Raw genomic sequence first — 14,508 nt, 5'->3', positions numbered from 1 at the left:
GTGAAGATTGAGTGAGTGGCCGGTCAATGACCGGCCGTTTGATATTCCAGTCTTTATTCCACAGAAGACCGAATTAAGTAGTCAAACGCTCCCAGTGCCGCTGTGGCCCCTGCGCCCATTGATATCACAATTTGCTTATAGGGGGCTGTAGTGGCATCGCCGGCAGCGTAGACGCCTGGAATGGAAGTTGCTCCGCGCTCATCGATTTGAATTTCACCCATACGATTCATTACGACATCACTCTCTTTGAGGAATTCTGTATTTGGCACTAGTCCGATTTGCACAAAGACTCCTGCAAGGTCGAGCTTTTTACTCTCTCCCGATTTGCGATCGGTGTAGGCAAGGCCATTGACTTTGTTACCATCCCCCAATACTTCGGTAGTTTGTGCATTGAGGATAATGTCGATGTTGTCCATTTGTTGTGCCTTGCGCACCAGTACTTCATCGGCACGCAATGAGTCAGCGAACTCCAGTACGGTGACATGTTCGACAATTCCAGCAAGATCAATAGCCGCTTCAATACCAGAGTTACCGCCGCCAATAACCGCTACGTGCTTACCTTTAAAGAAGGGCCCATCACAATGGGGGCAGTAGGCAACGCCCTTGGTACGGTATTCCGCTTCGCCAGGTACACCAAGCTCTCTCCATCTTGCACCAGTGGCCAGCACCACAGAGCTACAGGATAGAGTGGCACCGCTCTTTAGTTCTATATCTACCAGTTCATTGCGCTGTAAATTTGCTGCACGTTGGTCAGTAATAATATCTACACCGTATTCTTTAACGTGCTGTTCCAGGCTGGCTGCTAGCTTCGGGCCCTCTGTATAAGGTACGGAGATAAAGTTCTCGATACCTACAGTATCCATCACCTGGCCGCCGAAACGTTCGGCTACTAGCCCGGTGCGAATACCTTTACGCGCAGCGTAGATGGCAGCTGCTGCGCCGGCAGGTCCACCACCAATGACTAGTAGGTCGTAAGGAGCCTTGTCATTCAGTTTTTCAGCTTTGCGTTTTGCGGTACCTGTATCCAGTTTGCCAATAATCTCCTCAAGGGACATTCTGCCTTGGCCAAAGTGTTCGCCGTTTAAGTAGACCGCAGGTACCGCCATTACATTGCGTTGCTCTACTTCCTGCTGGAACAACCCTCCATCGATCATCTCGTGGGTAATGTTCGGGTTGAGGGTGGCCATCAGGTTCAGTGCCTGTACGACATCTGGGCAATTTTGGCAGGAGAGAGAAATATAGGTTTCAAAGTGAAATTCACCTTCCAGATTACGTACTTGCTCCAGTAGCTGCGGGTCTGCCTTGGATGGGTGGCCACCCGCTTGCAGGAGTGCCAGAACCAATGAGGTAAATTCGTGGCCCAGGGGAATACCGGCAAAGCTTACGCGGGGTTCCTCTCCAGCAGGGGCGATAGCCATGCTTGGTGTGCGCTTGGCCTGGCCCTGTTGTGCAGTAATTTTATTGGAGAGCTCGGAGATTTGATCTACCAGGGTTTCCAGCTCTTTCGATTTTTCGCTGTTATCTGTGGACACACGAATCTCGATCGGTTTGACGATATTCTGCAGGTAAGTGTCCAGTTGTTTTTTCAGGTTTGCGTCCAACATCGGTGTATCCTTTCTCTAACAAATTCAGGCTTGGTTGTTGCCCATCATCTAGATGGGCCGGGTCAGAGGTATTGGGTTTATATCTTGCCTACCAGATCGAGGGAGGGCGCTAAGGTTTCTTCACCTTCCTTCCACTTAGCAGGGCAGACTTCTCCGGGGTGGGCGGCGATGTACTGGGCCGCTTTGATCTTGCGTAACAGCTCACTGGCATCGCGGCCTATTCCGCCGGCTGTGATCTCCACAATCTGGATACGACCTTCCGGGTCGATGACAAAGGTGCCGCGATCGGCAATGCCTTCTTCTTCGATCATCACTCCGAAGTTACGAGTGATGGTGCCGGTAGGGTCGCCAATCATGGGGTATTGAATTTTACCGATGGTGTCAGAAGAGTCGTGCCAGGCCTTGTGGGTGAAGTGGGTATCGGTAGATACGGAGTAGATCTCCACACCCAGCTTTTTGAAGTCTTCGTAGTTGTCCGCCAGATCACCCAGCTCGGTGGGGCACACAAAGGTGAAGTCTGCGGGATAGAAGAAGAACACCGCCCACTTGCCGTTTACGTCGGCGTCGCTCATATCGAAGAAGTCGCCATTCTGGTAGGCCTTAGCGTTAAAGGGCTTTAGTTGGGATTCGATGTAACGTGACATGGATAACTCCTTATTCATCACTTTCTATTCAGTCTTTGTCTTTGGAACGGCATTGATACTATCGATTCATTTAGCTTAATAAAAATTATCAATATAAATGCTTCTAATAAATTTTCCCAATCGATCATTGGTTTTTAGGGGAGGGGAAGGCGCCAGTTGGCTGATGTAGCCTTGTCGTTACAGGCTCATGAACAGAAATGACTTGGAGTCTAAATGGGAGGACGTTAGCAATGAGTTAAAGAAGTAACTCGGATTCATGTGAGCCTGGATGGTCGATTTGATATGAGATTGCCCCTATGAACCAAAATGTGGTGCATGTCATCGTGATTGGTGTTGGCTTGCCAGGGGAGTCAATCGGATGGCTACATCTTTCTCAGTTGATGAGTATGCCTAATGTCGTGGTAGATGCCATCGTTGAGCAGCACTGGCTCTCTGTTGAAGTTTCGTCTTCCAAAAAAGGGATGGCATTTCATGAGGAGATGGCAAGGCTCAAAGATCAATTTGGTGACTTCAAACTCTATTCCTCTTTAGAACAATTACCTAAGGCAAATCTTTCCCATAAAAGTTTGGTGTTGATTTCAGTTAGAACTCAATCAACGAAAAGGATTTTTGATTTTGTAGTAGGCAAGGGGTATAGAAATATCTACTTGGAAAAACCTGGCGCCGACTCACTGGAAAAATTGCGTGACATGGAGAGACGTGCTGGTGAGGAGCATGTAAATGTTGTTATAGGCTATCAGAAGCATATCGCCAGCTACGTCAGCGAAGCTGAGAGAATTAATGAACAATGGCAGTTAAAGTCCAGAAGTGTGGGATTTATACATCACAATCCACACCCAGAGGCTAATTTGGAAAGCATCTTCAGGCAAAATGCCGAAGGTATGTTACTTAACCAATGCTGCCATGAGCTTGAACTTTGTGTCGCAAAGTGGAATCTAGCCCCCCACAACATTGTGGATGTAGTGGTGAATCAGGATGAGACGGCACAGAAGCAATTTGGTGATATTGAGGATTTCAAAAAGCTATCTTTTACTTTAAAAACCAATTTGGGAATCAGTTTTTCCTTTCTGGCTACCCGTTGTGAAGGTGTAGAAAACTGTATAGTGATGCGGAAAGGGCTCAGGGGCAGGCCGATTTTCATTCGACAAGCTATGCCGGATAGGCTTGATCGCGCGCTTGAACTTACAAGAAAGGAAAAGGGGGCCATATGGTATTGCTATTTATTTGAACAAGATTATCGTGATTTGAAGAGGCTTTTCATTGAATCTATCTTGGATGATGATAATGAAAAATACCAGCAGCTACCGCGGTTAAATCATGCATGCAGTGTACTTGAGTTAGCCGCATTGATTGAGCCTAGTATCAAGGCCCAAGTGCGAGCAGACGAAAACCATCACTCTATTGTCCAAGTTTCAGACACTATTTGTCAGGCCCCTACAAATCAGAGAATCTGGTATCACCACGGGCTGTTTGACCTCGGCAATAGGTTTCTTATTGAGCTGTTAAGGCCCCCAAAGAACAGAATTATTTGTTGTGTTGATGACAAGGTTTGGGGTTTGTATGAAAAATCTATCATTGCGTGGGAAAAGTCTGTTGGGGTTAAATTTATTCCAATTGTTATGCAGGGCGGTGAGCAGTCAAAAAATATTGACAGTCTTTTAAGAATGATTGATGAAATATGGAAGGTCAACCCTCTTCGTTATAGAGAGCCAATTGTAGCTATCGGGGGGGGAGCGGTAACGGATACAATAGGGTTTGTCAGTGCGGTATGGCGACGAAATACGCCCTGGATACGTATCCCAACCACTCTAATGGGTATGATTGACTCGTCTATCGGTATTAAGGTTAGTGTAAACCACAACATCAAAAATGGGATAGGTGCTTTTCATAGCCCTTTGCACACAATAATTGATCCAACCTTCTTAAAAACTAATCCACAGCGAGTGCTGAAAAGCGCGATTGGTGAAATGATCAAGGTTGGCGTGGTATTTAATAGAAACGTACTCGATACATTGTCAGCCCAAGGTGCATCATTATTAGAAAATAAATTTCTGGGACCTGATGGGCTCCCGGGAGAAGCATCCTATAAATTATTAATAAATTGTATCGATGCAATGCTTGACAGTATTGCGGGAGATTTAAAAGAGGAGAACTTATCTAGGCCAATGGACTTTGGACATACGCTATCTCGATGGTTGGAACGTGATGAGGCTTTTAGGTTGATGCATGGTGAAGCTGTGGGTATTGATTGCCTATTTACTTCACTGGTTGCTGAACAGATGGGATTGATATCTAAGGCAGAAGTTAAATTGCTGTTTGACATTTACGTGAATCTGGGACTTTCCGCTAGTGTGAAGGGGTTGAGTCTGGATGTATACAAAACGGCAATTAAACAGATTTCAATCCACCGTTCAGGAACGTTACGCGCGCCTCTACCTGCACCTCTCGGAAGGTGCATATGGGTGAACAAAATAAAGGGTAAACATCTTGAGGGTGCTTGGAATAGCCTGCAAGAGAGGCTTTACTACCACCCTGAACTCGTATTAGATCCCGATACTATAGAAGATGAAGAGGGGCTGATTGAGGACGTAGAAATAGCGAATGTTTATACTCCAGAGAGGGTCTCTCCCCAAAAGCTACGTTGGGGGTTTATTGGTTGTGGAAGGATTGCGAATGATTTTGCCATAGTGATCAATTATCTGGAATCTGCAGAAATTCATGCTGTGGCTTCTAGGGACTTTGGGCGGGCTAAAGATTTTGCAGGTAAGCATGGAGTCTGTCGAGCATATGGAGATTACCAGGAATTAGTTTCTGACCCAGAAGTCGATATTGTCTATATTGCGACTATTCCCGAGTTGCATCGACAGCATGCTGAATTGGCTTTAAGGGCAGGGAAGCCGGTACTGATTGAAAAACCTATAGCGCTGACCGTCGAAGATGCCCAAAAGATTAAGGATCTTGCCAATAAAAAGCGGCTTTTTTGCATGGAAGGTATGTGGATGAGATTCTTTCCAGCTATACAACACTGCAGAAGCATAATAACTTCCGGTGGCATTGGGGATGTTTGTCAGCTGCGGGCTGATTTGAGTTTTGATTTACGCATGGACGAAGGGCTTCAATCTCCTAAATGGAAAGTTGGGGCAGGTTTGGATGCCGGGGTATATCCAATACATGCAGCGTTGATGATGCTGGGTAGGGATACATCAGACCTGGAGTTCTCTGGGGTACTTGATGATCATGGATTTAAGGAAGATGGAGCCGGACTGATTTATGCCCACTTTAATTCTGGATCTACTGCAGTTGTTTCTTGGAGTCACCTGGTGGAGGGAGCAGAAGAGTTGGAGATCTATGGAACTGAAGGCAGGATAAAAGTCTTTGCGCCAGCGCATTGTCCAACAAAGATTTCAACAACTAGAATTTCAGGCGATAGAAGGTCGAATAATGTTTCTAAGATGTATGAATTCCCGCTGCCGAGAATTAGGGGTAAATTTAATTATCCCAACTCTGAGGGGCTATACTACGAGGCTCGGATTGTGCAGCAATGTTTGGAGAAAGGTTTAATTGAGTGCCCGGAACTTCCTCTAGCAGACTCTGTGCGAGCGATTCAGATGGTTGTGGAGTGCGATCACTATATTAAAAGAAGAGCTGCGTGAAGCGAAAGATCTATTGGTTTGGATTGTTATCCTGTTATGGAGCGCTATTTCTTCTAGGTTTTATAGAGGTTTATAAGGCGCCAATTTATCCTCAAATCTTGGATTACTTTTCTGTAACCCCTTCTAAGGGTTCTACCTTTTTCTTTTTGTCTACTTTTTCTGCCTTATTAATGACTCTATCAGGATCCTTATGGGTAAAGAGAGTTAGAGTGATATCGGGTTTGGGGTTGTTTGTTGCTTTTATGGGGGTTGGCTCAATATTATCGGGAGTTTCTGGTTATTATCATTCCTTTCCCACTCTTATTTTAGGAAGTTTTATTTTTGGAATGGGAGCAGGGGGCTGTATGGTGCTGATTAATGTAGCAATCCCTCTTTTTGTTCCTCAAGATCTCGCGCGTCAAGGGTATTGTGGGTTGCATAGTACCTATGGAGTTGCATCGATACTATCTCCCTTAATACCTGCATTATCCTATAAGTATCATTTTGATTGGGAGGGGGGGTTCTATTTATTTGGCGTGCTATCTGCCGTCATTCTTCTATATATTTGTGTCGGCTTATTCAGGAGAAAAGGAAGGTATCAAACGGGAGGTGGGGACTTTGATCCTGGTGCTTATCGAGAAAACAGTAAGCGAGATAAAGAGCCAAAAGAATGGTGGATTGCAATTGGGGGTGGGTTAATTGTTTCTGCATATAATGGATCTGAACACATCCTTGCTAGTCGACTTGTGTTATTTCTTGATGCAAGGGGTGGTCCATGGGCTGTTGAGGCAGATGTTTTACTTTCAATTTTTTTTGGCCTGCTGTGTATTGGAAGGATATTTTTTACCTTTATCCTTCTAAGGGGTAGTGCATTTATTTGGTTGATAATTTCTTTTGCATCAACAGCAGTTGTATTTCTTCTTGGTTATTGGGTTAATCCTTTGTGGTTGCCTGTATGTGGTCTAACTCTATCTTACCTTTTTCCCTATACGATGGAGTGGTTGACGCGTAGTTCAAGAAATCCACCGTTTACTGTTTCATTTTCTCTTGGAATGGGGGGCGTGTTTTTGATATTTGCCCATGCCTTAGTAGGATGGCTGGATGAGAATTATGGTATACAAACTGCTATCTATATAGTTCCAGTATTTCTTCTGGCGGGGATTGTTTTCTGCACACTGGTAGCCTTTATTGAGAGGTTGGTAAAGTCTCGGTAAGTTCCTGACAATCCATATTACCTTTATGGCTCAGAAAGAAAGTTAACCCGTTGAAATTCTTAATGTGCAGGGTTATTTAATCCTAACCATTCACTTACAGATGAATCAGTCTGACTATAAGAGAGTGGTTTGAACGAAAATACTGGCGGGTTGTTAAGGTACCCCCTTCCTACAAGTTGAGACTTAGAAAGCTACTAGATGGTCGGATTGGTGGCGCAGTGTTCAGTACCAAGTCTCGATGGAGAAGCATGTTAGGTTACTCTAACCGCTAGGATAGTAGGTATCATCTAAGTTGATTGGTTTGCAAATAGTGCTTGAAATATATTGGCATATTAATTACGCTAAGCGCCTTTAATAGATGCCCACGCCTTGGGAAATACTAATCTAATATCTTGTCCGGAGTCATTTACGCCGATGAATTAAGCCCTGCGCATAACTGGAACTAAGTTCGCACTCTATCGCTGCGGACCTAATCAATCCTTTGCAGGTGGCGTATCTTCCTCAAACACCTATTGGCTGATAGCAGAAATACGCCGCACGGTCCTATGATCGGAGGGCATATGACAGCTATTTGTACTCTTGAAAACATCTCCCTGATATTTGGGGACACCCCGATTTTCCATAAAGTAAGCTTGGAATTACCTATTGGAATCACTGGATTAGTTGCACCTAATGGCAGCGGGAAATCCACACTACTAAGTGTTCTTCACGGTCAAGCTTCCGTTACTGGTGGTAAGGTCTCTTGGAGAAGACGCCATCATCTGGTGAAACAGCTTAATCCCCGACTTGATTTGCGGATCGTCGATTGTCTTGCAGATGGCCATTTGTATGAAGTTTTTTTACGGGTAGAGCAAGGGCATGCATCAGAGGATGACCTGATATCCGTTGCGGACTATTGGCATCTGCCTCTTACTTGGCAGCGCCAGCTAGAGGAAGCAAAAATCAATGCGCCATTGGATACGCCGATAGAACGATTGAGTGGTGGTCAGAGAGCCAAGTTAAGCCTTGCCTATGCATTTTCTCTCTCAAGTGACTACTTACTGCTAGATGAGCCTAGCAATCATCTTGATCAGAGTGGGCGGGAGTGGCTGCAAGAGAAAATCTTAAATCATGCAGGAGGGGCACTGGTCGCCAGTCATGATGTAGAGCTGCTGGAAAATGTCCGACAAATAATAGAGATTTATCAGCGAGGATTGAAAACCTATGGCGGCGCATACAGTGCGTATATGCAACAAAAAGAATCAGAGCAAGCAGCCCTGCTCCAAAGGGCAGAGGATAATCGAAAAGAATTCAACCAACTAAATAATGTCAGGCAGAAAAGTCTGCATAATTTCGCTACTAGACAACGGCAGGGAAAAGGCAAGCGGAACTCTCAAAGTAAGAGTCTTATGGACTCACAAAAAGATCGCGCAGGGAAAGGTCTTGGAAAATTAAAGCGAAAGTTAGAGCAGCGCCAGTTACAGTTAGAGAAAAAAAGAGAGGAAATAAGTAAAATAACAGTAATTGAGTCACAGAGACTAAGACCGCAAAAGCTATCCCTCACTAAGTGTGATTCTCGCAAGTCAATACAATTACATCTTGAAAATTTGCAGCTCCCATATGGTTCTCATGATAAGCCTATATCTTTAACAGTCCGCAAGGGGGAACGTTGGAGGATAGCGGGTGGCAATGGTAGTGGAAAATCCACTCTGCTAAAGGTCATAGCTGGTCAGCTAAAAGCTCTAAGTGGCGTCTGCCAAACTCGTGGAAGTTTGTGTTATTTAGACCAGGACTTCAGTTTTCTCAATAAAGAGTTATCCGCCTTAGAGAATCTTTTCTATCTTCACCCCGGTAGAAAAGAATCTGAATGGCGTACCATGCTAGGTAGTTTGCGGCTAAGGGGAGATACGCCGCTGCTGCCTCTCAGGCTCCTAAGTGGAGGGGAGCAACTAAAAGTGGCATTACTTGCCGTTACACGGGGCACCATTGCCACAGACTTGATACTGCTAGACGAGCCAGATAATCACTTGGATCTGGATTCCCGCCAGCTATTAGTAAATGCCATTATGGATTTTTCTGGTGCTGTCTTATTGGTCTCACATGATCTGAGTTTTATTAATGCTATAGGTGTAGATAGTCAGCTCAATTTGGATTGAAGAATCTTTATCGTTTGGTAGGTAAGGGGTGTTTGTAGGTAGTGTGTCACAGGTGGCAATCTATATAGTTGATCATGATAATAGCTAGGTTACTTTGTATTTTTTATCAATAATCTCTGGACATTTGCTATTATCGAGAGGCTTTGGGGTGGGTTTTCACCATAATTCCAAGTCTTGGATTGGCTAATCTTTCGGGGGGGTACAGGGGGCTTAGCCTGGTTAGCTCTCTGTAAGATCTACAGCACATCTGTTGTTCAACCCTATGAAGCCTTAGTTTAAATTGGGTTTAGCTGGAAGTGGGATATCTATAGTTTATCCTTGTCCTCTCTTGTCTCTTATTATCCTCCCAATATCCTTTTCCATTTCTTCATATTCTGAAACTTTCCATGGTTCCTGTATGGCCTGACCTATCCATTCCTTTAAATTTGGTAAAGCCAATATCTTGTTGAAATATTGGTTTGTCTCTGTGCTAACTGATAAATTGTAGTTATTTATTTTAATGATTGTTGGAGAGTAGAATGCATCTGCGGCGGTAAACTTTTCGCCGGCAAGGAAAGGGCCACCAAAATTTCCAAGTCCTTCCTGCACCAGATCATCAATTCGGGTGACCGCTTTACTAAGATTATCTGGTATTACTGGGGTGTTAACTTCTGTCGCGCAGCTTAGCGATTTGCTATTGAAGAATTCAAAGTCTGAGTGCATTTCTGCTGAAATACTGCGCGCCCAAGCCCTGGCAAACTTATTCATTGGCCAGATGAGAGAGAGTTTTTCGGCTAGATACTCTGTAATTGAAAGAGAATCCCAGATTAAGAGATTGTTATCTTTCAGGCAGGGTAGTTTTCCGCTAGGTGAGAAGCTGGAAAATTTTTTCCAACTATTCCCATCCTCAAAAGTGATCATTTTTTCCTCGAACGGTATACACATCTCCTTCATTAAGAGCCAAACTCTTAAAGACCATGAAGAGTAGTTTTTATTGGCAATAAATAGCTGGTACATGATGGTTTGATTAATTTAATTAAGGTGTAGTACTGGAGGTAAGTATATTGTGTTGGTTGAATATCTCGATTAATGAAATATTGCTATAGCTACTACCTACTCTTATAAGAATTAAGATCTCCTAAAAGGTGTTATTTAAAAGTCAGCCAAGGGTCATTAAAAACTGTCATTTTAACTCGGTGACTAATTGGTCGCAGTCTTGGATTGCTTCAACCTTTGAGCTCTGCCACGTTTGTTTGGCGGTACATCCCTCTTTTTCATTACACTGGTGTTTAACAATTTTATTGGAGATAAACCCAGTGAGCCTATATACATCCGCGTCGGGTATGGTTGTATCGCCTATGGATAATCTACCTATGGAAAGTGAGCGGGTGTATAGGTGGGGTTTTATTGGTTGTGGGAAAATTGCAAACGACTTTGCCTTGGTGCTGAATTTTCTTGAGTCAGCCCAAGTCTATGCAGTTGCGGCAAGGGATATTGGCCGTGCGCAGGCATTTGCAATATTGCATGGGGCTAAAAGATATTATGGGAATTATGCAAACTTGGTGAGTGACCCTCTTGTAGATATAGTCTATATCGCAACCACAACAGAGTCTCATGCTGAACATGCCATTTTGGCTCTAAATGCAGGAAAACATGTCTTTATTGAAAAGCCAGTCGCTCTTTCTGTAGAAGATATCGTTAAAATAAAAGTTCTGTCCAGGGAAAAAGGCCTGTTTTGTAGTGAGGCTATGTGGATGCGTTTCTTTCCAGCAATTGAATACTCACGAAAAATAGTTGAAAGTGGTGATATCGGAGAGGTCCAGCAAGTTAGAGCAGATTTAAGTTTTGACCTAAAGCGTGATGAAGGATTAAATTCGCCAACCTGGAAAACAGGAGGCAGCTTCGATGCTGGGGTTTACCCTATTCATCAAGCTTTAATATTTGGTGGAAGTAATATTAAAGAAACTGACTGTGCTGGAGTAATTGATGGCTATGGTTTTGGGCAAGTGGCCGCAGGCGCAATGCATATCCATTTTGAAGGGTCATCAACAGCAATAGCAACCTGGAGCATTTTATATGAAGGTGCGGAGGAGATGGATATATATGGGTCGAAAGGTCGGATTAGAGTGCAAGCCCCCGCGCATAGTCCAACATGTCTTTCATTAATTAAGTACGGTGGAAGCCGCCGTAATCCAAAAAATGTTGTTGAAACACAGGTTTTCCATCTCCCTAGTATTCAGGGGGAATTTAACTTTCCAAGTTCAGAGGGGCTCATTTATGAGGCTGCAGCGGTACAACGCTGTATTTCTGCAGGACGCACTGAATGCCCTCAAGCTCCTATGGATGAATCATTATTGGCTATTCAGTTATTATCCGAGTGCGATCGTATCATCAAAAGTAGGGAGAACTAGATTCTTACTGCACTCAAATTTGTGATGATCAGGTGAGCTTTTTCTGAAAAGAAATCAGTGGTAATGCTTACTCTATTGAATTTGTTCGGATCAGTTTGTCAGAATTTATAAATGACAATGCCCACCAAAGAGTGGGCAAAGCCAGTTCCAATCCTGTGAGGGCTTGGGAAAACTTAAATCTTACCTACCAGGTCGAGAGACGGGGCTAAGGTTTCCTCGCCTTCCTTCCACTTGGCCGGGCATACCTCACCGGGGTGTTCGGCCACGTACTGGGCGGCCTTGATTTTACGTAGCAGTTCGTTGGCGTCGCGGCCAATACCACCTGCAGTGATCTCAACGATCTGAATACGGCCTTCCGGGTCAATTACAAAGGTGCCGCGGTCTGCGATACCTTCTTCCTCAATCATTACGCTGAAGTTGCGGGTGATAGTGCCGGTGGGATCACCAATCATCGGGTACTGGATCTTACCGATGGTTTCAGAGGAATCGTGCCACGCTTTATGGGTGAAGTGGGTATCGGTGGATACGGAGTAAATCTCCACTCCCAACTTCTTGAACTCTTCATAGTTGTCGGCCAGATCGCCCAGCTCGGTGGGGCAAACAAAGGTGAAGTCGGCGGGGTAAAAGAAGAATACCGCCCACTTGCCTTTGACATCGGCATCGCTGACGTCGTGAAACTCGCCATTTTGGTAGGCTTTGGCGTTGAAGGGTTTAAGTTCGGATTCGATGTAACGGGACATGGGTAACTCCTTAAGTGAATACCGCGTTGTGTCAGTAATTTCTCTGGGCTTAATACTATTGGTGGTTTAATTTTGATAAAAATTAACAATTTAAATGTGTCAGATAGCTTGTCGCTATCTTGCTGCCCTGGGGCTTGACCGGCTTGGTTGTTAGATTGTGGATGGAGACGACATCAGAGATACTCCAAAGACTTACAGCGGGCGCTGAACAGCGCCGCAATGGATATTTGGCCGCAGGACAGTGGTATGCGATTGATACGCTTATTGAAATATGACTTGGCGCGTGAAGCCGAGGATTGGGTGGATGACGGGGTGATCAGCGAGGCACAGGCAGAGTTAATCTGTGCCCGCTACCAGGTGGATTATCGCAGTGCCCGGCAGCGCTCACTGGGTTACAACGTGTTAGTGGGGCTCGCTTATCTATTTATCGCGCTTGCACTGATCACCCTGATTGGCGCCAACTGGGAAGAAATCCCCCGCGCGTTGCGTATGGGCGGTTTGATTGCGCTCACGCTGGTCACTCAGTGGGTTGCCTTGCGAGCTTATTGCACAGGGGACCGCCGTGCCGGCGAAGGGCTCTTTCTGCTGGGGAACTTCTTTTTTGGTGCCGCGATAATTCTGATCGCACAAATCTACCATCTGGGTGAGCATATGCCCGATGGAATCTTCTGGTGGGCACTGGGCTGTCTGCCATTTGCCTTGATTACCCGCAGCCCTTGGCTGGCCATTCAGGCTAATGTGCTGGCACTGCTGTGGTTCTTTTTACAGGTGAGCATGGGCTATTACCCGGCGCTCTTCCCGCTCTTTATAGCGCTATCTCTCTATGTACTTTTACGCGGGCGAGCGAGCACCATTCTTATGCTGCTGCTTGTGGTGAGCATCGGCTTCTGGATCGAATTCTCGCTATCGGAATTCTGGCGTGGCGAGCAGCTGGGCGCAGGGCTGGAATTTTATTCAGAGAATCTGGCGGTGGCGGTCTCCCTTTTTATTCTGCTGTATACCTTTAGTCATTGGCTGGCGCTGAGGGCTTCGCCGGTGGCCAAGGACTACGCTGCGGTGATCTCGGTGTGGTGTCTGCGTTTTGCCCTGGCCAGCCTGTTGGTATTCAGCTTCGAACAGCCTTGGGAGGCGTTGATCGAGGCCGATTGGCAACACCGGTTGTCTATGTGGCTGGTGGTGGCCGTGATGGCCACTGTTACTCTGCTGTTGGCACTGCCGGCCAGGCGTTTGATATCGAGTGGTTTGCTCTATGTGTTCTTTATTGGTGCCCTCATCACTGTCAGCAGCAGTGATAACCAAGACTTGGCGATGTATTTGCAAGTGGCTACCAATTTCGCCCTTATTGGCTGTGGTAGCTGGTTAATTTACCGGGGTATTCACGATGGTATTTCCCATTATTTCTTCCTTGGGGTGATGTCGATACTGATCACTGCATTGCTGCGTTATATCGATCTGATCGGTGATTACCTGGGGGCTTCGCTGATCTTTATTTTATTTGCGGGCCTGTTATTGGGCGCCGCCAAGTACTGGAAGTACCACCAGGGCAGGGAGGGAGCACAATGAAAAAGGGACTGACTTTTGCCTTGGGTATGGCGATAGCTGCACAGTTTTTGATTCTGGTAGGCATGTATGTAAAGGCACAGGTGCCGCTTTGGACTGGAGAGCCAATCCGGGTAAAAACGATACCGGTAGACCCCCGCTCCCTGTTTCGCGGCAACTATGCGCGCTTGAATTACGACTTTTCCCGTATTGCCAAGTCAGCCTTAACGGGAGAGCGCCCTATACGAGAGGGGGAGGTGGTGTATGTCTCCTTGAAAAAATCCCCCTCAGGACTTTATGAATTTTCTGCGGCGAGCCTGGAAAAACCGATCGAGGGGATATTTATTAAGGGGCGGATTGCCGGTGCTAATCCTTGGAGTGCAGAGCAATTTTACCGCATCAAGTACGGTATAGAGGCCTACTTTGCCCCCAAAGAAAAGGCCCTGCAGTTGGAGCGGGAATTACGCGATGGTGGGATTGCCGAGCTTATGGTAGCGCCCAGTGGTCAGGTGAGCCTCAAGAGTGTAATAGGGGGCGGCTGAGTCACTCACTTTATGCTCTGGAGTTGTAACGCGAGGCTGTATTGGGCCAAGAGTCGAGGGAAAAAAAC

At 45.6% G+C, this 14,508-nt stretch carries 10 protein-coding genes; 6 read left to right on the top strand and 4 right to left on the bottom strand.

The features are described 5' to 3' along the window. Positions 1–53 precede the first annotated feature (53 nt). Entirely contained in the window at positions 54–1,604 is a 1,551-nt protein-coding gene (gene ahpF, locus ACJJIJ_RS10390; protein ID WP_444939513.1) for an alkyl hydroperoxide reductase subunit F, read from the bottom strand. 77 nt (positions 1,605–1,681) lie between these two features. Beyond that, on the bottom strand, positions 1,682–2,248 hold the full coding sequence (gene ahpC / locus ACJJIJ_RS10385; protein WP_444939512.1) for an alkyl hydroperoxide reductase subunit C: 567 nt from the start codon (positions 2,246–2,248) through the stop codon (positions 1,682–1,684). Positions 2,249–2,544: 296 nt separating this feature from the next. Here ahpC (ACJJIJ_RS10385) and ACJJIJ_RS10380 point away from each other — a divergent pair, with 296 nt between their 5' ends. From ACJJIJ_RS10380 to ACJJIJ_RS10370, 3 genes are all read left to right on the top strand, one after another. Continuing rightward, positions 2,545–5,901: a Gfo/Idh/MocA family oxidoreductase gene (locus ACJJIJ_RS10380; protein ID WP_444939511.1), complete on the top strand. Its 3,357-nt coding sequence runs from the start codon at positions 2,545–2,547 to the stop codon at positions 5,899–5,901. Then, a complete protein-coding gene (locus ACJJIJ_RS10375; protein WP_444939510.1) occupies positions 5,898–7,094 on the top strand; it encodes an MFS transporter in 1,197 nt (398 codons plus the stop codon). Before ACJJIJ_RS10380 ends, ACJJIJ_RS10375 begins: the two co-directional genes overlap by 4 nt. A 560-nt stretch (positions 7,095–7,654) precedes the next feature. Continuing rightward, positions 7,655–9,229 (top strand): ATP-binding cassette domain-containing protein, encoded by a 1,575-nt coding sequence (locus tag ACJJIJ_RS10370; protein ID WP_444939509.1) that lies wholly within the window; start codon positions 7,655–7,657, stop codon positions 9,227–9,229. A gap of 312 nt (positions 9,230–9,541) precedes the next feature. Here ACJJIJ_RS10370 and ACJJIJ_RS10365 read toward each other — a convergent pair whose 3' ends face one another. After that, positions 9,542–10,225, bottom strand: coding sequence for a glutathione S-transferase family protein (locus ACJJIJ_RS10365; protein WP_444939508.1), 684 nt, complete (start codon positions 10,223–10,225; stop codon positions 9,542–9,544). A gap of 356 nt (positions 10,226–10,581) precedes the next feature. On the opposite strand from ACJJIJ_RS10365, the gene ACJJIJ_RS10360 reads away from it, so the two are divergent. Beyond that, entirely contained in the window at positions 10,582–11,619 is a 1,038-nt protein-coding gene (locus tag ACJJIJ_RS10360) for a Gfo/Idh/MocA family protein (protein WP_444939507.1), read from the top strand. Between the two features lie 173 nt (positions 11,620–11,792). On the opposite strand, the gene ahpC (ACJJIJ_RS10355) is transcribed toward ACJJIJ_RS10360, so the two are convergent. Then, complete coding sequence (ahpC, locus tag ACJJIJ_RS10355; RefSeq protein ID WP_252082162.1) at positions 11,793–12,359, bottom strand: alkyl hydroperoxide reductase subunit C; 567 nt, start codon at positions 12,357–12,359, stop codon at positions 11,793–11,795. Positions 12,360–12,605: 246 nt separating this feature from the next. On the opposite strand from ahpC (ACJJIJ_RS10355), the gene ACJJIJ_RS10350 reads away from it, so the two are divergent. Continuing rightward, positions 12,606–13,922, top strand: a complete 1,317-nt coding sequence (locus ACJJIJ_RS10350) for a DUF2157 domain-containing protein (protein WP_444939506.1) — start codon at positions 12,606–12,608, stop codon at positions 13,920–13,922. Next, positions 13,919–14,440: a GDYXXLXY domain-containing protein gene (locus ACJJIJ_RS10345; RefSeq protein WP_444889944.1), complete on the top strand. Its 522-nt coding sequence runs from the start codon at positions 13,919–13,921 to the stop codon at positions 14,438–14,440. Before ACJJIJ_RS10350 ends, ACJJIJ_RS10345 begins: the two co-directional genes overlap by 4 nt. The last annotated feature ends 68 nt before the right edge of the window (positions 14,441–14,508 follow it).

The organism is Microbulbifer mixtoriginis (SeqCode) (assembly GCF_052467945.1).
This window is presented reverse-complemented; position numbering and strand designations above follow the sequence as displayed.